This is a genomic window from Streptococcus sp. FSL E2-3494, from assembly GCF_038007085.1.
Lineage (GTDB): Bacteria > Bacillota > Bacilli > Lactobacillales > Streptococcaceae > Streptococcus > Streptococcus thermophilus.
Genome location: NZ_JBBOWN010000003.1, coordinates 19,271 through 38,584, shown reverse-complemented (window position 1 = coordinate 38,584; position 19,314 = coordinate 19,271). Strand labels below are relative to the sequence as shown.

Annotated in this window: 20 protein-coding genes and 2 pseudogenes; 3 read left to right on the top strand and 19 right to left on the bottom strand. The window is 38.4% G+C overall.

All coding sequences use genetic code 11. The annotated features are described in order from the left end of the window. Positions 1 to 93: 93 nt before the first annotated feature. The 3 genes from hpf to NST05_RS09815 all read right to left on the bottom strand — a co-directional run bounded on the left by hpf (position 94) and on the right by NST05_RS09815 (position 2,683). Positions 94 to 642: a ribosome hibernation-promoting factor, HPF/YfiA family gene (gene hpf / locus NST05_RS09825; protein ID WP_084828511.1), complete on the bottom strand. Its 549-nt coding sequence runs from the start codon at positions 640 to 642 to the stop codon at positions 94 to 96. 78 nt (positions 643 to 720) lie between these two features. Continuing rightward, on the bottom strand, positions 721 to 1,383 hold the full coding sequence (locus NST05_RS09820) for a ComF family protein (RefSeq protein ID WP_100262556.1): 663 nt from the start codon (positions 1,381 to 1,383) through the stop codon (positions 721 to 723). Beyond that, the gene (locus NST05_RS09815) at positions 1,364 to 2,683 is read right to left on the bottom strand and encodes a DEAD/DEAH box helicase (RefSeq protein ID WP_084828509.1); all 1,320 of its coding nucleotides are present in this window, start codon (positions 2,681 to 2,683) and stop codon (positions 1,364 to 1,366) included. The genes NST05_RS09820 and NST05_RS09815 overlap by 20 nt, the downstream gene beginning before the upstream one ends. A gap of 54 nt (positions 2,684 to 2,737) precedes the next feature. Here NST05_RS09815 and NST05_RS09810 point away from each other — a divergent pair, with 54 nt between their 5' ends. Continuing rightward, entirely contained in the window at positions 2,738 to 3,364 is a 627-nt protein-coding gene (locus NST05_RS09810) for a YigZ family protein (RefSeq protein WP_011680769.1), read from the top strand. A gap of 101 nt (positions 3,365 to 3,465) precedes the next feature. Continuing rightward, a complete protein-coding gene (gene cysK / locus NST05_RS09805; protein WP_084828508.1) occupies positions 3,466 to 4,392 on the top strand; it encodes a cysteine synthase A in 927 nt (308 codons plus the stop codon). Positions 4,393 to 4,557: 165 nt separating this feature from the next. Here the strand turns inward: cysK and NST05_RS09800 are convergent. The 16 genes and pseudogenes from NST05_RS09800 to NST05_RS09725 form a co-directional block, all read right to left on the bottom strand. Further along, a pseudogene (locus NST05_RS09800) lies at positions 4,558 to 5,220 on the bottom strand (CBS and ACT domain-containing protein). Between the two features lie 135 nt (positions 5,221 to 5,355). Beyond that, positions 5,356 to 6,066 (bottom strand): ABC transporter ATP-binding protein, encoded by a 711-nt coding sequence (locus NST05_RS09795; RefSeq protein WP_014607989.1) that lies wholly within the window; start codon positions 6,064 to 6,066, stop codon positions 5,356 to 5,358. Further along, the gene (locus tag NST05_RS09790) at positions 6,066 to 6,830 is read right to left on the bottom strand and encodes an ABC transporter ATP-binding protein (RefSeq protein WP_002949740.1); all 765 of its coding nucleotides are present in this window, start codon (positions 6,828 to 6,830) and stop codon (positions 6,066 to 6,068) included. The genes NST05_RS09795 and NST05_RS09790 overlap by 1 nt, the downstream gene beginning before the upstream one ends. A gap of 2 nt (positions 6,831 to 6,832) precedes the next feature. Continuing rightward, entirely contained in the window at positions 6,833 to 7,783 is a 951-nt protein-coding gene (locus NST05_RS09785) for a branched-chain amino acid ABC transporter permease (protein WP_011225510.1), read from the bottom strand. 3 nt (positions 7,784 to 7,786) lie between these two features. After that, a complete protein-coding gene (locus NST05_RS09780) occupies positions 7,787 to 8,671 on the bottom strand; it encodes a branched-chain amino acid ABC transporter permease (protein WP_011225509.1) in 885 nt (294 codons plus the stop codon). Between the two features lie 43 nt (positions 8,672 to 8,714). Then, positions 8,715 to 9,890: an ABC transporter substrate-binding protein gene (locus tag NST05_RS09775; protein ID WP_084828507.1), complete on the bottom strand. Its 1,176-nt coding sequence runs from the start codon at positions 9,888 to 9,890 to the stop codon at positions 8,715 to 8,717. A 156-nt stretch (positions 9,891 to 10,046) separates the two neighbouring features. Further along, positions 10,047 to 10,328, bottom strand: a complete 282-nt coding sequence (locus NST05_RS09770) for a YlbG family protein (protein WP_084828506.1) — start codon at positions 10,326 to 10,328, stop codon at positions 10,047 to 10,049. Next, positions 10,321 to 10,770, bottom strand: coding sequence for a YlbF family regulator (locus NST05_RS09765; RefSeq protein WP_084828505.1), 450 nt, complete (start codon positions 10,768 to 10,770; stop codon positions 10,321 to 10,323). Before NST05_RS09765 ends, NST05_RS09770 begins: the two co-directional genes overlap by 8 nt. A gap of 86 nt (positions 10,771 to 10,856) precedes the next feature. Beyond that, positions 10,857 to 11,447, bottom strand: coding sequence for an ATP-dependent Clp protease proteolytic subunit (locus tag NST05_RS09760; protein WP_084828504.1), 591 nt, complete (start codon positions 11,445 to 11,447; stop codon positions 10,857 to 10,859). Between the two features lie 137 nt (positions 11,448 to 11,584). Then, positions 11,585 to 12,214, bottom strand: coding sequence for a uracil phosphoribosyltransferase (gene upp / locus NST05_RS09755; protein ID WP_002946740.1), 630 nt, complete (start codon positions 12,212 to 12,214; stop codon positions 11,585 to 11,587). Positions 12,215 to 12,343: 129 nt separating this feature from the next. Then, positions 12,344 to 12,619, bottom strand: a complete 276-nt coding sequence (locus NST05_RS09750) for a hypothetical protein (RefSeq protein WP_084828503.1) — start codon at positions 12,617 to 12,619, stop codon at positions 12,344 to 12,346. 40 nt (positions 12,620 to 12,659) lie between these two features. After that, positions 12,660 to 12,827 carry a levansucrase gene (locus tag NST05_RS09745; RefSeq protein WP_084828502.1) on the bottom strand — a complete coding sequence of 56 codons (168 nt, stop codon included), beginning with the start codon at positions 12,825 to 12,827 and terminating at the stop codon, positions 12,660 to 12,662. A gap of 75 nt (positions 12,828 to 12,902) precedes the next feature. Beyond that, positions 12,903 to 14,066: a MalY/PatB family protein gene (locus NST05_RS09740; RefSeq protein ID WP_084828501.1), complete on the bottom strand. Its 1,164-nt coding sequence runs from the start codon at positions 14,064 to 14,066 to the stop codon at positions 12,903 to 12,905. Between the two features lie 10 nt (positions 14,067 to 14,076). Continuing rightward, the gene (locus NST05_RS09735) at positions 14,077 to 15,171 is read right to left on the bottom strand and encodes a cystathionine gamma-synthase (RefSeq protein ID WP_084828500.1); all 1,095 of its coding nucleotides are present in this window, start codon (positions 15,169 to 15,171) and stop codon (positions 14,077 to 14,079) included. A 279-nt stretch (positions 15,172 to 15,450) separates the two neighbouring features. Beyond that, positions 15,451 to 16,070, bottom strand: a pseudogene (locus NST05_RS09730) (cation transporting ATPase C-terminal domain-containing protein); the annotation flags it as partial. Between the two features lie 41 nt (positions 16,071 to 16,111). Further along, positions 16,112 to 17,743: a putative polysaccharide biosynthesis protein gene (locus tag NST05_RS09725; protein WP_084828499.1), complete on the bottom strand. Its 1,632-nt coding sequence runs from the start codon at positions 17,741 to 17,743 to the stop codon at positions 16,112 to 16,114. Positions 17,744 to 17,837: 94 nt separating this feature from the next. Here NST05_RS09725 and NST05_RS09720 point away from each other — a divergent pair, with 94 nt between their 5' ends. Further along, positions 17,838 to 19,283: a UDP-N-acetylmuramoyl-L-alanyl-D-glutamate--L-lysine ligase gene (locus NST05_RS09720; protein ID WP_084828498.1), complete on the top strand. Its 1,446-nt coding sequence runs from the start codon at positions 17,838 to 17,840 to the stop codon at positions 19,281 to 19,283. The last annotated feature ends 31 nt before the right edge of the window (positions 19,284 to 19,314 follow it).

The following is a 19,314-nucleotide window of genomic DNA, read 5'->3' as shown; positions in this document are numbered from 1 at the left end:
AATCGCTTAAGACAACTTTTATATCTTAGCACCCTTTTGGATAGCTGTCAAGAGGTTTTTAAAAAAATAATAAGCAGGTTTATACCCTGCTTATTATTTTGCTTCAATCAAGCCATAGTTACCATCTTCACGCTTATATAGTACGTTAGTTGTATGATCTTCGCTATCAGTATAGATAAAGAAATAGTGTCCCAACAACTCCATTTGAAGAATTGCTTCTTCAACATCCATTGGTTTCAACTCAATATTTTTAGTTCTCACAACTTCAACAGCTGGTGCTTCTTCAACTTCTTCTTTATTGAATTCAGTCGAGAACATTTCACCGGTTGGAACTTTCTCACGATGCTTACGTGCAATTTTTGTTTTATTTTTACGGATTTGTCTTGCAATCTTATCGACCACTAAGTCAATAGAACCATACATATCTTGTGAAACATCTTCTGCACGTAGTGTTACAGAACCTGTAGGGATAGTAACTTCTACTTTAGCTGTCTTTTCGCGATAAACCTTAAGATTTACTCGTGCATGTAGTTCTAGGTCTTCGTGGAAGTATTTTTCAACTTTGCTAAGTTTACTTTCAACATAGTCACGAAGTGCTTCAGTTACTTCGATGTTTTCGCCACGGATACTATATTTAATCATAAAAGACCTCTTTCTCGCTTGTTAGCGTTTTCTTTATCTTTATTATATCCTTTTCATGAAAATTTGCAAGTTTTTTTATTATCTAGCTAAGGAAAATGTCAAAACTTCTTTGACATCTAAATTATCTAATAGTTTGACCATTTGATACAGGGTAGATCCTGTTGTGTAAATATCATCGATTATGATGATCTTACTTGGTAGCTCAATACCTTTCTTCAAACTGAAAGAATTATCTTGACTTAACCGCTCTTCGCGTGTTCTCGAGGATTGCTTCTCGATCTCTCTTTTTTCAAAAATGTTTTTATAGGGGATTCCCTCTAGTAATCCTTTAACTTGATTGAATCCTCTCTCTTCCAGGCGTTCTTCCGACAAGGGGACAGGTACTAAGATATAACCTTTCTTTAAAAAAGACTTTAAATTGGCTTTAATTTCTTGTTGAAATATTTTTCTAAGACAATAATCTCCCATAAATTTATAGCGACTAAAATACTCTTTCATGTTTTCTTCATAACGATAAATGGCAAAATGTTTTGGAATATAGCCTTTTTTCGCCCAAATTTTGCAATCAAAGCAACTATTTCCATCTATTATTTTATAACAATTTGAACATCTCGCCTTCCCAAGCTTTTTAAATTGAGCTTTACAATCTTCACAAGAATACTCTCTTCTTTGTTTAAACATAATTAAATCACTTAATTGATCTACTGGTTCAATCCATTCATTACATAGTAGACACTTCATTTTCAAACCCTCCTTTTTTATTCATTGCATTTATTTCTTTCCGACATTGCAACATTGATTTAGATAATCCTTCATGAAAGAAATAGAGTTTCCCTGTAGGTCTCTCGGGCGAACGCCCCACCCTACCACCAATCTGAATAAGACTCGAACTAGTATATAAGTGATGATTTGCCATACAAACAAAAACATCTACTTGTGGAAAGGTAACACCACGTTCGAGAATAGTTGTCGTCACTAAGATTGACAATTCTTTTTTTCGGAATTTCTCTACGATGGTTGAACGCTCCTCGCTTTTTGATGAAACAAAGGCTATGTTTTCAGTAGGGAGATATTTTTTTAGGGTAATACTAAACTTTTCACCTAATGCTATATTGGGAAAAAAGATTAATAGAGGAAAATTTGATTTACGCTGCTTCTTAATCTGGTGAATTAGAGACCTTGGAAGCTTCTCGTTCGTCAACGACTTTTGTAACCTTCCTTGCCAAAAGAAACGAGGAAGGACTAAAGGATTTCCGTGGAAACGACTAGCAAGGTGATGCTTTTCTATAGCTCCAAGGCGCACTTGCTCTTCTAAAGCTAATGTAGAAGTTGCTGTTAAGTAAATATACCGGCCTGTTTCCGTCTTTGCCTGTTTAACAGCATGATTTAACATGACATTCCCTACAAATGGAAAGGCATCAACTTCATCAACAATAATCAAGTCAAAGCTATGATAAAATTTTAGTAATTGATGAGTGGTAGCTATAACGAGCGGACTACCATCATATGGTTCACTATCAGCATGAAGCAGAGAAATACTACAAGTAAAATCTTTCTGCATGCGTAGAAACAATTCTCGACAAACATCAACTCGGGGACTTGCGATGACGACACGATTTTTATTTTCAAGAACATAGGCAACAATATTATAAATTATCTCTGTCTTGCCAGCACCAGTCACTGCATGAACAAGACTGTGTTTTTGATTTTTATAAGTCTTTAAAAGCTTTTCCGAGACCTCATTTTGATAAGGAGTCAGTTTTCCTGACCATTTCAAGACAGGAAAATCTACTTCTGATTTTTCTGAGGGAAAGTAATAGAGTTCTTTTCCTTCTTGGTTTCGACCAAAGACAATACACGCTCTACAATAATACTGACCATTCGGTAATTGCCAATCTTCCTCTATTCGACTATAACATCTTTTACATCTAAGTTTTTTATCAACCTTTATCATACTTTCTAATTTTACAGCCTCTGAGAGATAGTCCACTGGTAACTGTTCTTTCGTAAATAGTCGTCCATAATATTCTTTAGGTATCATATCTTTCTATTCGAAAATATGTTTGAATTCACCTTTTTATGATAAAATTTTTTTATGGATTACAAAACAATTGCCAACGATGGAATCGTTGAAGAAGAAATCAAAAAATCTCGTTTTATTTGTCACTTGAAACGCATTAGCAATGAAGAAGAAGGAAGGGAGTATATCGCTCAGATTAAGAAAGAGCATCACAAGGCCAATCACTCTTGCTCTGCAATGATTGTCGGAGAAGATGGTCAAATTAAGCGTTCTAGTGATGACGGTGAACCTTCTGGAACTGCTGGGGTGCCCATGCTCACCGTTCTAGAAAAACAAGGACTTACCAATGTCGTAGCAGTTGTGACTCGCTATTTTGGTGGGATCAAGTTAGGTACTGGTGGCCTTATTCGCGCTTACTCAGGTAGTGTTGCCCATGCAATCGAAGAAATTGGTCGAGTTGATGTCAAGGAATTAACTGGGCTAACCGTAGAGTTAACCTACTCTCAATATCAAGTCTTCTCCAATTTCCTTGAAAAAGAAGGGATCCAAGAATTTGATACAACTTTCCTATCCGATGTTTCTACAACCTTGTTTGTTGAAGAGTCTGAGATTGAAAGACTTGGTCAAGAGCTTACTGAATTCTATCAAGGAAAAGTAAATTATAAAAAATCCGGTAAGAAAATTGTTGAGATACCTATCTGATAGTCAAACATTATCACAGTGATAAAGAAGATGTATTTTACAAGTTAGGTCTACCGTCGTATACTTAAAACCATCAATTAAAGATAAAGAGGATTTTGAATATGACAATTTACAATTCAATTACCGAACTTGTTGGAAGAACACCAATTATTAAACTTAATTCTATTGTCCCAGAAGGATCAGCAGATGTTTATGTTAAACTCGAAGCATTTAATCCTGGTTCTTCAGTTAAAGACCGTATTGCTCTTCGTATGATTGAAGATGCTGAAAAAGCTGGAATAATTAAACCTGGTAATACTATTATTGAACCAACTTCTGGTAATACAGGTATCGGTTTTGCTTGGGTTGGCGCTGCTAAAGGTTACAAGGTAGTCATCGTAATGCCTGACACAATGAGTGTTGAACGTCGTAAAATCATCCAAGCCTACGGTGCTGAACTTGTTTTGACTCCTGGTAGCGAAGGAATGAAAGGTGCTATCGCTAAGGCTAAAGAAGTTGCTGCTGAGCGCGATGGTTGGGTGCCACTCCAATTTGCTAACCCTTCAAATCCAGCTGCCCATGCTGATACAACTGGTCAAGAGATTCTTGAAGACTTTGGGGCAGATGGTTTGGATGCATTCGTAGCTGGTATCGGTACCGGTGGTACTATTTCGGGTGTTTCTAAAACTCTGAAAGCTGCTAATCCAAACATCAAAGTTTATGGTATTGAAGCTGACGAATCTGCTGTCTTGAACGGTGATAAACCAGGACCACACAAAATTCAAGGTATCTCAACTGGCTTTATCCCTGACACATTGAATACAAAATCATATGATAGCGTTGTACGTATTCCTTCTGATGAGGCTATCTCAACATCACGTACATTGGGTAGCAAGGAAGGTTTCCTAGCTGGTATCTCATCAGGTGCTGCTATTGCTGCTGCTCTTAAAGTTGCTGCTGAACTCGGCGAAGGTAAAAAAGTATTGACACTTTTGCCTGATAATGGTGAGCGTTACCTTTCTACAACACTTTATGATTTCCAAAACTAACAAAAACAGAAGCTGACATTTAATGTTCTAGCTTCTGTTTTTGTTGTTAAAACCTTATAGCCAGCTGTACTGATCGTTCCAATAGAAAAACAACCCGTTGCTAATATACTGACCTATGGGAGTAGGACACCGAAAAAACTCGTTTAGTCTTGACTCCTTTTCTTATTAGTCTAATTCTTTTGCTTCTGTTTCAGCAATTTCAGTAACTGTAACCCCTGCTTCTACAAAAACTTCTTTAAGGTGTTCTGGTTCTACATCCCCTTCAACTTGTAGTTCGACGCAAAGCATGGGATCAGTTTTTGGTGCAACAATTGTACGTTCAATGTTGAGATTTTCACTAGAAATGAGGTTAGCAATTTTTTCCAAAACATGTGGATTATCTGGCACTTCAAGTCCAATACGGATTCCGTCTTGACCATATCCTGAGATTTCCAAAAAAAGCATGGAATACATCTTTATCTGTAATAATTCAAGAAATTTGGTCATTATCTACTACTGGAAGAACTCCAACCTTGTTTTGAAGCATTATGTAGACAGCGTCTCCTCAAGGCTAGCATATTTGGAAACAGTAAGGACATTTTTAATCATGATATCTCCTACTTTTGTCTTGTTAAGGAGATAGTTCATTTCATAAATTGATAAACTTGTTGCTTTTGATGGTGAAGCCTCCGCCATTGTACCTTCTGTAATAAGACCAACCAGTTTGTCGTGTTCAATTACTGGCAAACGACGCAAACCTTTGTCACGTATAATGTCTGCAGCTGTTGCAACTGTTGTTTCTGGTGAGACGTAAACCACACGTTTTGTCATAAAATCTTTTACTGCTATGTTTCATTTTCCTCCGAATGATTTCTTACTTGTATTATACCACACTAGTTGTAACCGATTGCATTATTTTGCTGAAAAATTAGTACCTTACAATCAGTCTGAGACTATAGAAAAAACGCCCTTGGGCGCTTTTTCTTATCCTCCAAGATAGGCTTTACGAACTTCGTCTGATGCAAGAAGTTCTTTACCAGTACCTGAAAGAACCACTTTTCCAGTTTCAAGAACATAACCACGATCCGCAATTGATAATGCCTTATTGGCATTTTGTTCAATCAAAAGAACTGTAGTTCCTTGCGCCTTGATGTCTTCAATAATATCAAAGATTTCTTGAATAAAGATTGGAGCAAGCCCCATTGAAGGTTCATCCAAAAGCAAAAGTTTCGGACGACTCATGAGGGCACGACCCATCGCTAGCATCTGTTGCTCACCACCAGAAAGTGTTGCAGCGTCTTGATTCTTACGTTCTTCTAGACGTGGGAAACGTTGGAAGACTTTTTTCAATAGAGCTGCATTTTCTTCTTTATTTGTATGAAGGAAAGCGCCCATTTCAAGATTTTCCATTACAGTTAATCCTGCAAAGACGTGACGTCCTTCAGGCACTTGAGCCAAACCTTCTGCAACAATCTTTCGAGCAGGTGTTTTGTGAATTTCATTTCCAAGGTAAGAAATCGTTCCTTCAGTTGGACGAACAAGACCCGAGATTGTACGAAGAATAGATGTTTTACCTGCTCCATTGGCTCCGATAAGAGTTACAACTTCACCTTCATTAACTTCAAAGCTAACGTTTTTAACAGCTTCGATAGATCCATATTTAATTGAGAGATTTTCAACTTTTAACATAGCCATTATGCTTCACCTCCCAAGTAAGCTTCAATAACACGCTTGTTATTCTTAATTTCATCAGGGGTTCCTTCTGCAATCAAGCGTCCATATTCTAAAACATAGATACGCTCAGTGACATCCATGACCAAACTCATATCGTGCTCAATCAAGATAATTGTAATACCGAAATCTTTTTGAATTTGACGAATATGAGCAGTCAACTCAGCTGTTTCTTGTGGATTCATACCAGCAGCTGGTTCATCAAGGAAAAGAATTTTAGGTTCCGTTGCAAGCGCACGAACAATCTCCAAGTGACGTTGTTGTCCATAAGCCAAGTTTTTCGCAAGCGTATCTGCCTCACCATCCAAGTTAAAGATAGCCAAGAGCTTCATAGCTTTGTCTTTCAACTCTTCCTCACTTGAATAGTACTTAGGTAAGCGCAAAAGAGATGCAAAGAAATTTGAAGGTTGCTTATTTGATAAACCAACAAGAACATTTTCAAGTACAGTCATGTCTTTGAAAAGGCGGATATTTTGGAAAGTACGTGACAAACCGAGTGACGCAATCTTGTAAGGTGCTTTACCGTTGAGAACTATACCATCAAGCGTTACAGTCCCTTCACTTGGCTCATAGACACCAGTCAAAAGGTTGAACAAGGTTGTTTTACCAGCACCGTTTGGCCCTATTAGTCCAACCAACTCACCTTCATTGAGTTCCATTGAAACATCACCAACAGCAGTCAAACCACCAAAGTTTTTAGTTAAATTTTTAACTTCAAGAAGTGCCATTTTTATTTGCCCTCCTTAGATTTATTGAAGAATTTTGAGAGATAGAGTTCTTTTGTTCCAAGAAGCCCACCTGGACGGAAGAGCATTACAAGAATCAAAGCCAATGCGTAAATAATCATACGAAGGTTTGAAACGTTTTGGAGGAACATGTTGATAATACCAAGAACAACAGCAGCAATGATAGTACCTGTAATTGATCCAAGACCTCCAAGAACGGCAATGATAAGGTAATCAATTGATTTCATGATTGCGAAGTCTTTTGGCACAACAGTCCCGATATAGCTGACATAAAGTGAACCAGCAATCGCTGAAATCATGGCACCGATAACGAATATAATAACCTTCAGTTTTGTAACATTGACACCCATTGACTCTGCAGCAATTTCATCTTCACGAATAGTAATTGCTTGGCGACCAGTTGCTGAACGCAAGAAATTGAGTACCAAGATTGTAATAATAACCACAAAGAAATAGATGACAGGCCAGCTTGTATAAGGAAGAATTCCAGTCAAACCAGCGGCACCATTGGTCAATTCACCACCATTAACGATAATGATACGGATGATTTCAGCCATACCAAGAGTTGCAATGGCAAGATAGTCACCTTTCAAACGAAGGGTAGGTATACCAAAAATAAGAGCAACGACAGCTGCGATGATGACACCTACAACCATGGAGAGATAGAAACCATCATAAGTTGGCATCATGCCAGTGATGATAGCTGATGAGTACGCACCGATTGCCATGAAACCGGCTTGTCCAAGTGTAAATTGTCCGGAGAAACCAAGAACTAAGTTAGTACCAAGTCCCATAAGGATTGAAATCCCAATCCCCATTAAGATTTGGATGTAGTAAAGATTCATGATACCTGAAAGTTCAAGACCTTTCAAGATAAGGAAGAGTCCAATGATAAGACCAAACCAAATAAGGTTTACTTTTAGATTTTTCTTCATGTCTTACACCTTCTCTTTCACATTTTTACCAAGAATACCCGCTGGACGAAGCAAGAGGATAACTATCAAGACACCATAAACGATGGCATCACGGTAGCTTGATAAACCAATTGCAGTTGACAAAGTTTCCAAAATACCAATAACAAAACCACCGAGTGCTGCACCAGGAATAATACCGATACCACCAAGAACAGCAGCAACAAAAGCTTTAATACCTGGAGTCATCCCCATAAGAGGTTCAATTGAGTTATAGTAAAGACCAATGAGGACACCGGCAGCCCCTGCAAGTGATGATCCAAGAGCAAAAGTGAAGCTAATCGTATTATTAACACTAATACCCATCAACTCCGCTGCATCGCTATCAACAGACACAGCACGCATAGCTTTACCCATCTTAGTCTTCTTAACGATCAATTGAAGAGCAACCATAAGCACAAGAGCAACTACCAAAATGAGCAATTGCACATTTGTAACAGAGATTGAACCAAGATGATAAGTATGCACCTTGATTGATTGTGGGAATGAACGTGTATCTGCACCTACAAAGTAAACCATGATGTACTCAAGAAAGAATGACACACCAATGGCCGTAATCAAGGCAGAAATACGTGTCGAATTACGGAGTGGGCGATAAGCCAAGAACTCGATAACAACCCCTAAAATGGCACATACAATCATGGAAAACACAAGGGCAATCCAGAAGTTCATCTTCAAGCTGTTAATCGCATAGTAACCAACGAAGGCACCTATCATGTAGATGTCTCCATGGGCAAAGTTAATCAATTTGATAATCCCATAAACCATAGTATAACCAAGGGCAAGTAGTGCATAGATACTACCCAAGATGATACCATTGACTAGTTGTTGTGGAAGTTGTTCAAAAAACATATATAACCAAACTTTCTAGTTTATTTTTAGTAAAGATAAGAGCTTATTTTTCAATTTCAACGGTTTCCGCTGAAACCTCTTCACCATTATCTCTTTTAACCATAAGAGCTGCTTTAATAGGGTTATGATCCTTGTCAATTGTCATTTTACCAGTAACCCCAACAAAGTTTTTCAGATTTGCTAAGTTATCAGCAATATCTACTGATGTTTTTGCACCTTTCGATGCTTCTGCAACCATATAAACAGAATCGTAGGCTAGAGCCGCAAACATATTTGGTTCAATTTTGTAAGCTTTCTCATATGCTTTAATGAAACCAGATGCCTTGTCAGAAAGAGCAACATTTGTTGAATATCCTGATACATAGTAGACATTTGAAGCATTCTTTTTACCTGCAAGCTCAGTAAATTTCTCATCACTGAATCCGTCAGGTCCTAAAATTGGTTTATCAATTCCAAGGTCACGTGCTTGTTTTGTAATAATACCAGTCTCAGTATAGTAACCAGGCATTACAACCGCATCATAATCTAGGTCTTTAAATTTAGTCAAAGCTGACTGATAGTCCTTGTCACCTGAAGCAAAGGTAGCTTCAGTAACGATTTGACCTTTATATTTACGCTTGAATTCATCCGCAATTCCCTTGGCATAATCCGAAGCATTATCATAGTAGAGAACTACTTTCTTAGCATTCAAATTATTGTAAGAATAAGCCGCCAAAACTTCACCTTGGTAGCTATCTTTAAAGGTTGTACGAAAAACAAATTTCTTAACTCCGTTAGCATCTACCGTAAGGTCATCCTGTGTACCAGAAGGTGTTATCAAAGGAACCCCTGTTTTTTGTGACACGAGGCTAGCAGCAGCAACAGCTCCTGATGTCGATGGACCAACGATAGCATTTACATTACTCTGAATAGCCAAGTTCGTTGAAGATGTTGAAGCCTCAGCATTTTCAGATTTATTATCTTTTGTGACGAGCTCTATCTTTTTGCCGTCAACGCCACCTGCTTTGTTAATTTCATCAACAGCCAACTTAATACCATTCTGCTCTGACTTACCATAGGCCGCAACAGCACCTGTCAACTCCATGTTAACACCAATTTTGATTGTATCCCCAATCTTAGTACCTTTGGCATTAGCAGTCACATCAGGTGACTTGCCACAGGCAACCAAAAAAATGGAGGCAAAAAAGGCTAGCACAATAAGTGTGATCTTTTTATACATAAGATTTCTCCTTAATATTTTCTTAAAAAAGTCTACCTTATAGGTTACAGAATTATCAGAAAATTGTCAATCATATACAACTATGTTCTATCCCTGGTAATCGATTACATTGCTTTTAAACTAACGTTTAAGTTAAGAAAAAAACTTTTCTCCTAGCTAAAGAGAAAAGTTTTTTAAATGTTCAGGGACCGAGGTGTCGTAACGTTCCAGACTACCTACAAAATCCATATCAATATCAGAATAATAAGAAGGGAGAACTTTTTTGACTGCCTTCATTCCTTCAAGCTCTATCAAGATGTCCTCAACCCTGTCTTGATCTACATAAAGGTGCACATAACGCATCTTATAAGAATGGTAGACAACATCGCCAAACTTGGCAATTTTACGTAAGTCTCTATTATAGTATAAATAAACAATAATACCTTGGCGCTTAATCACGACTCATCTCCTCCTTTATGTTAGTGCCACCCTTTTTATGATGAGGTTTATGAGGGGCAAGAGGTAGGCCAGTATCAATGAAAATCTGATTTGAGATAGCTTGAGCAACCTCCTCTCCAAGTGAAGCTAGTATTATCTGCAAATCGAACTCCGCCTGACGATAGCCTATAACCACCTCGTTTAGATCAATTTGGCGCTTCATTCGTAAAACCTGATGTTTCAAGTCTCTCACATCTGCTCTAAAAGCCTCATACCCCTTAGCTTTATCATAACTTTCCTTTAATTCCTGAAATTCCAAGAGTAGCTCTTGAAGTTCTCTGGCATTTTTGAATCTCTGCTGTTTTAAACGGTAATTCTCTACTTCTGGCAATCTTAAAAAATGTAAAACAAGACTGTCTATTGCTTGATCAATAGCAAGTAGCTCCTCATTGATTATTAACATGTTTCCTATTGTAACACAAAAAGTCAGATGAAACGGTTCTTATATAAACCGATTAGCATCTGACTTTTATCTTAGATAAGCTAGACTTATTTTAATTGGTTGTTGGTCATGATTTCATCAATGAAGCCATATTCAAGTGTTTCTTGGGCACTCATCCAATTATCACGTTCAGCATCGACATGAACCTTTTCAATTGGCTGACCAGAATTATCAGCCAAGATTTGCTCCAAGTTATTACGAGTCTTGAGCAAGTGTTCAGCAGCGATAGCCATATCTGTTTGTTGAGTACCACCACCAGTACCACCCATTGGTTGGTGAATCATGTATTCTGCATTTGGCAACATGAAACGTTTACCTTTGGTACCGCTTGAAGCGATAATTGTACCCATTGATGCTGCCATCCCCATAACGATGGTTTGAACATCAGACTTGATGAAGTTCATTGTATCAACAATGGCAAGGCCTGCTGAAACTGACCCACCAGGTGTATTAACATACAGATAGATATCTTTTGTATGGTCTTGAGCATCCAAGAACAAGAGTTGAGCGATAATTGAGTTTGCCATATTATCTTCTATAGGACCTGTTAACATGATAATACGATCCTTGAGCAAACGTGAGTAAATGTCATAAGAACGTTCACCACGTGATGTTTGTTCAATAACTACCGGAATCATATGAATTCTCCTTTTAATATTGTCTTGATGTTATTATATGATTTTAGTCAAATTAGGTCAAATAAAAAGTATATTCCTTAGCACTCATTTAAAAAGAGTGCTAATTAAGCAAAAAAGGGAAAATTTCCCTTTTCAACTTATTTTGTACCAAACAGACGGTCACCTGCATCTCCAAGACCTGGAACAATATAGCCATTCTCATTAAGTCTCTCATCCAAAGATGCTGTGTATATATCAATATCTGGGTGAGCATCTTGCAATTTTTTTACACCTTCTGGTGCGGCAACTAAACATACAAACTTGATATTAGCTGCTCCACGTTTTTTAAGTGAATCCACCGCCAAAATTGCTGAACCACCAGTTGCAAGCATTGGGTCCATTACAAAAATCTGACGTTGATCAATATCTTCTGGCAATTTAACCAAGTACTCAACTGGCTCAAGTGTTTCTTCATCACGGTACATACCAATATGACCAACTTTTGCTGCAGGTACGAGGCTAAGGAAACCATCTACCATACCAATACCCGCACGAAGGATTGGAACAATTGCCAATTTTTTACCAGAAAGTTGTTTTTGAACTGTTTTTATAATTGGTGTTTGAATTTCAACCTCTTCAAGAGGAAGATCACGTGATACTTCATAACCCATAAGCATAGCGATTTCATTAACCAACTCACGGAAGTCCTTGGTAGACGTATCCTCACGACGTAAGATTGAGAGTTTATGTTGAATCAATGGATGTGAAATAACTTGAAATTTACCCATAATAGTTTCTTCCTTTGCTTTATATTCACTCTATTATATCAAAAACACAAGAAAAACGCTTGCTTTACTTGCAAACGTTTTTGGAAAGGATCCAATTTTATTTTTTAGACAGATGAATCTTACCTGTTACTAAACCATAGCCAAGAAGTGCCGAGCTACCAATAGCCGCAAAGATAGCTGCCAAGATTGACAGTTGACAGCAACTTTAATGTGGTTGTCTTTACTTCTCTCATCAGACTTAGCTGATTTTGGAGTTTCTGTATCAGTAACTACCTTTTCTTCAATAGCATTCACTGGAATAGATGGTCCAATTGAAACAATAGCTTCTGGTACTGTTGTCGCAATCTCTGTAGCTTGAGATACTTGACGACGGTCACCGACAGAACCCTCTGTTGAAAGTTTCACAGGAACCTCTACCTGATAATCATCTGATGAATTATTATCATTAGCTGAGCGGTCTATGAACTGGAAAACCTGTATTCGTCGGTGTTTCTGCTTTATCTTCTTTATCAGGTGATGGCTGATTATTATCTGCTGATTTAGAAGTCTTATCATCAGTAGAATGGTTTCCACCTGTTGGATTTACTGGAACTTCGAAGACGGTCTCAGACATCTGATATCGTCTAAGTAAAGTCTCAAAAGAAGAGTCTGCCTCAAATTTAAAGTGATGCCATTTGTATCACTTTTCTTATTTTCCAAAGACAGAAACCAAACGTTTCACACCTTCAGCAACAACTTTAGTTGGCGTAGCTACGTTAAATCGGAAATGTTTTTCTCCTTCGGAACCAAAAGTAATACCGTTATTTAGCACTACCTTCGCTTCTTCTTTAAGCAAACGTCCAAGTTCATTGTGATCTTGATCATAGGCTGAAAAATCAAGCCAGACCAAATAAGTGCCCTCAGGTTTCATAACTTCGATATTAGTCTTTTCACTAAGTTCCTTAGTTAAAAGGTCAATATTAGTTTCAAGAACTGTCTTCAATTCCTCTAACCAAGGTTGACCGTAGGTAAAGGCAGCTTGTGTTGTAATCAAACCAATAGTTGGAATTTCGTGTTGATTATTAGCCAATTGTTTTTGTTTAAAGGATTTACGCAAGTCTTCATTTTCAATAATGGTGAAACTGTTTTTGGTACCAGCAATATTAAAGGTTTTAGTCGCCGAACTAAGCACCAAGGTAAAATCCTTATAAGCGTTTGAAAGCGTATTTAGAGAGATATGCTTATTCCCATATAAGGCCAAGTCTTGATGGATTTCATCAGATACCAAGAGAACACCATGTTTCTGGCAAAGGTCTGCTACCATGGTCAATTCTTCCTTAGTCCAGACACGACCACCTGGATTATGTGGACTACAGAAGACATAGAGTTTAACATCATTGTCTACGATATCACATTCCAATTGCTCAAAATCAATTTCAAAATGCCCGTTAACCTTAACAAGACTATTCTCAATCAACTTGCGATTATTCAAGCGAACAGAACGAGCAAATGGCGGATAAACTGGTGTGTTGATAAGGACAGCATCGTCTTCTTTGGTAAAGGCCTGAATAGCTGTTGAAATAGCTGGGACAACCCCTTCAATAAGGACAATACTGGCCTTATCAACTGAATAGCCATGTTGATTTTTTTCCCAATCTATGATGGATTGGTAGAGCTCATCACTTGGATAAGGGTAACCAAAGATATGCGTTTCAGCATAGTTAATCACCGCATCTCTAATTTCAGGAACAGGTAAGAAGTCCATATCAGCAACCCAAAGCTCAAGTAGTTCAGGATCACTTTCAGCTTCATGCCATTTCATAGTGTTTTGATTTAAGCGATTTGGTTGTGTTGTAAAATCATAACGTGTCATAGATAACTCCTTAAAGACTAAGGGCATTTTCCAAGTCAGCAATCAAATCCTCTGCTGCTTCAATACCAATTGAAAGACGAAGCAAGTCATCCGTTAATCCATACGAAGCACGTATTTCACTTGGAATATCTGCGTGAGTTTGTGTTGTTGGGTAAGTAATCAAACTTTCAACACCACCCAGACTCTCCGCAAAGGTAAAGACCTTAAGAGTATTGATAATAGTTGGAATCTTATCTTGGTTAGCCACTTTGAAGGAAATCATCCCACCCTTACCTGGGTAGAGAACCTCTTTAACAGCTGGGGACTTTTCTAAGAACGCCACAACTTCTTTAGCATTAGCCGTTGATGCCTCCATACGAAGTTTTAGGGTCTTAAGTCCACGCATGAGCATATAGCTATCAAATGGGGACAAGTTCGGACCAGTCGTATTGAGGTTATAATAAAGTTTATCGTAGAATTCTGGATTGCTAGTCACAACAACACCAGCTAAAACATCATTATGCCCTGATAGGTATTTAGTAGCTGAATGTACAACGATATCAGCACCTTGAGTAATCGGGGTTTGGTAGATTGGGCTATAGAAAGTATTATCAACAATAACCACCGCACCCTTTTCATGAGCAGTCTGAGCTACTTTCTCAATATCAAACTCAATCATAAGTGGGTTTGTCGGTGTTTCAATGTAGACAATATCAGTATCTTCTACAATAGCCGCAATCATCTCATCTTCTGTATTGGTGTATTCAAAGAAGAAACGTCCTTCTTTTTCTTTATCGTTGAACCAACGGAAAGAACCTCCATAAAGGTCACGGGCAGCGACAACCTTGCTACCTACAGGGAAAATTTCAAAGGCCAAAACAATAGCGCTCATCCCTGAACTTGTCGCAATGGCATAATCCGCTTTTTCAATAGCTGCTAGCGTTTTTTCCAATGTTGCACGCGTTGGATTTTTAGTTCGTGTATAGTCAAAACCAGTAGACTGTCCGAATTCTGGATGTTGGTAAGTTGTTGAAAAATGAATCGGTGAAGCTAAAGCTCCTGTTGCTTCATCAGAATTGATTCCTGCATGTGCCAAAATAGTTTCTAATTGATAATCTTGTGTCATATTGCACCCTCTCTACATGATAAAATGGATATTCTCCATATCTATGCCCTCTATTTTATCACTATTTTCTGAAAAGAATGGAAAGTTCATCATACGAATTCTTGATAGTTATATATAGTTTATTACTATAACCTCAAAATATTGAACAGACAAACTTTCTGAGATGATTAAAGGTGACTTTTCAGACACCGAAAAAGCCTGAAATTTAAAAGTTCCAGGCTTTTTGAGATAACTAATGTCCTTACTCTCCTAAGGAAGACATAGATCAAAATTTTTTCTTCAATCTAAGGTAAACCACTGACTTACTTTTTTATCAAATAAGCGATATCTGATTTCTTCCAAAGTCATAATAACAAATATGGACAAGCAAGTAAATAGAGCCAATCATCAAGTCCAATTGGGGCTGTGTTAAATAGCGTGTGGAAAAGAGGTACATAGGACAGGATAATAAAGAGAACAATTTCTAGAACAATTCCTAGGCTAATAATCCTATTAGCAAAATGTTTAACTTGGAATATAGAGCCCCTGCCCTTACGACTATTCATAACCATACCAATCTGAGTAAAGATAATAGCTCCCAAAGTCATGGTGGTCGCCTCCCGGTAGAGGGGCCCTGAGCTAGCCAGATGGTTCAAATTTCCTTGATTTACCCAATAATTAAGGAAGAAAGCACCCATAGCCAAGACTGCTTCAATCAATCCATACCAGACAAAAGCTTTAAGCAACAGTTGGCGATTGAGTAAGCGTCCCGATAAACGTCTTGGTGGCTTGTCCATCACTCCTTCTTCAGGTGATTCAACCCCCAATCCCAAAGCAGGTACCATATCTGTTCCCAAGTCAATAGCTAGGATTTGCATAACGGTTAAAGGAAGAGGAATGCGTCCCAAAGAGAACAAGAAGTTGAAAAGAAAAACCAAGCCACATGACTTGGTTTCAAATACTATTTAATATGTAATTTAGCTCGTAATCTACCTGCTCGTGCGCCAAGCAATTGATCAGCCATATGTGTCACAAGAGCAAGCACTCCATAGACCAAAACGCCAAGACCTCCTCCAATCACTAAGTAAATCACACTACCCATACGACTTGTTGGAGATAGGACAAATTGGAATAACCAATAGAAAACAGCAACTGGAATAACCATGAGCATTGTAATAATACAAATGAGTAGAGCTTTTCTAAAGACTGTCTTACGACTAAAGTGAGTAACTGTGTGAAGGCGATTATACATCAAAGCAATAGGAACTCCTAACCCAATGGCTGTTGAAATAACCGGACCGAGGGCTCCTAAAAAAATAATCAACGGTAGCTGTAGAATGGCCTTAATAAGCACCCCAATCGCAAAATAATTGATAGCTTTACGGGTCTCAAAGATAGCCTGAAGCATTGGTGCTAAAACACTATACAAAGCTAAGAAAATCACTTGAATCAAACTAGCTACGAAGAGTAAAAGAGCCTGACTGTCTGGTGCTCCATAAAAGACAGTGTATAATGGCTTGGCCAAAATCACAGAACCCGCAATGGCTGGTACAATAAAGAGCAAAAGTAACTGGAGATTATTAATAATGAGTTTGGCTGCTCCCCCAAGGTCCTTTTTAACCATATTTTCTGTCAGAAGTGGGATGCCGACCCCAGCAATAGAAATAGCAACGGCAATCAAAATCATAGTAATCTTACTTGGGTTTGAAGACAAATAAGCATAGAGAACCTGAAGCTGACTATTACTATAGCTTGTAAACCTCTCCATAGTACGGATAAAAGTCCATTGATCAATCAACTGGAAAAGTTGAACCGCTGATCCAGTAATAATGAAGGGAATGGCTTCCTTAAATGTCTCAATAACAATTGCAGTTGGATTGATATCAGGATGAACGGCCTGCTTACCAAAAAGGCTCTTGAGCTTGCCTTCTTTCCAAAGATAGAAGAAAAGTACTCCATAACTAGCCAACATACCGATGAAAGCAGCAAAAGTCGATTGGACAACTGCAGTCACATAGTCACCTGTACCAATTTTCATGATGAAGAAAGTCGCCAACAGCATCCAAATGACACGGATAATCTGCTCCGCAATCTGACTTAGGGCATAAGGCTTCATGTTGTTAAAGCCCTGGAAAAAGCCTCGTAAAACAGACATCGATGGAAAAATGACAACCGCCCAAGAAAGGCTGCGCATTACTCGAACCAGGTCTTCGTCTCCCCCAGAAAGATATGACATCCACGGAGAAGCAAAATACATGAAAACACCAAAAATTAGTCCAAGCCCAATCATATAATACAAGATACGTTTGAGTAAGAAGAAACTCGTTTCCATCTTTCCAAGTGTGTTATATTTTGATACCTGCTTGGCAATGGCGACTGGAATCCCTGCTGTCGAAATCAAAAGGAAAAGGGCATAAATATTATATCCCTGACCAAAGAGAGCATTGGCTTGGTCACCCTGTTTGCCCATCCAAGCATACCAAGGAATAATATAGAGTGCCCCTAAGAGACGACTGATAATATTGGATGCTGTCATCCATGCCGTCCCTCTTAGCATTTGCTGCTGCTGCGTGTCAGTTTTAGTTTCAGTCATAATTCTCTTTCTAGATAATAAAATACAATCTAGTTAATTATAAACTTTTGGCTCTGACTTGTAAAACAAGAACATTAAGGCTAAAATAGGAACTATGATTACTATTGAACAAGTTCTAGAGGTTCTCAAAAAGGACCATAATTTTAGAGATATTATCAACCAAGAGCACTACTACTATTCATGGACTGGGGTGACTTTTGATCATCTTTCTTACGACAGTCGTGATATCACACCATCTACCCTATTTTTTGCCAAGGGAGCTGGCTTCAAACTTGAGTTTTTGGAGAGTGCTGTCCAGGCTGGATTAGGCTTCTACGTGGCTGAAAAAGATTACCAAGTAGGAATCCCTGCAATTCTCGTTTCAGATATCAAGCAAGCCATGAGTCTCGTTGCTCAGGCCTTCTACCAATACCCTCAAGACAAACTAAAACTACTAGCCTTTACTGGTACAAAAGGGAAGACAACAGCGTCTTACTTTGCCTTTAACATACTTAAGCAAAGTCATAAGCCCGCCTTGCTCTCAACCATGAACACGACACTAGACGGAAAAACCTTCTTCAAATCTAACTTAACTACACCTGAAAGTTTGGACCTTTTCCATATGATGGCTGAAGCTGTATCTAACGGCATGACCCACCTGATTATGGAAGTTTCAAGTCAGGCCTATCTAACCAAGCGTGTCTATGGTTTGACCTTTGATGTAGGTGTCTTTCTTAACATCAGTCCAGACCACATCGGACCTATTGAACACCCAACCTTTGAAGACTACTTCTACCACAAGCGTCTCCTCTTGAAAAATAGTCAAGCAGTTATTGTCAATAGTGGTATGAATCACTTCGATTTTGTTGCTGAAGAAGTCGCTGATAAAGACCACGACTTCTATGGTAAGAACTCTGAAAATACCGTTAAACATAGCTCAGGTTTTAGCTTTAAAGCCAAAGGTAAACTAGCTGGTGATTACGATATCCAACTCATTGGTGACTTTAATCAGGATAACGCCATGGCTGCTGGTTTAGCCTGCCTACGTCTTGGAGCCAGTCTTGAAGATATTAAAAAAGGAATTGCTCAAACCTCTGTTCCAGGCCGTATGGAAATTCTCACTCAGGCAAATGGTGCTAAGGTATTCGTCGACTATGCTCACAATGGTGACAGCCTAGACAAGCTCTTGCAAGTCGTAACTGACCACCAAAAAGGTAAGATTACTTTAATTCTAGGAGCTCCTGGGAATAAGGGCGAGAGCCGTCGTCAAGACTTTGGTCACGTCCTCAACACTTACCCCGAAATAAATGTCATCTTGTCTACTGATGACCCTAACAAGGAAGACCCCCTTACCATCTGTCAAGAAATTGCTAGTCATATCAATCGTAAGATTCGTATCATTGTCGATCGAGAGGAAGCCATCAAAACAGCCATGTCTGAAACCACAGGATCAAGCGATGCCCTTGTTATCGCCGGTAAGGGAGCTGATGCCTTTCAAATTGTGAATGGTAAACGCACTGATTATGCTGGTGATATTGAAGTCGCTAAGAAATATTTGTAAACAAATAACTCAAAAAGCCAATTGAGATGAT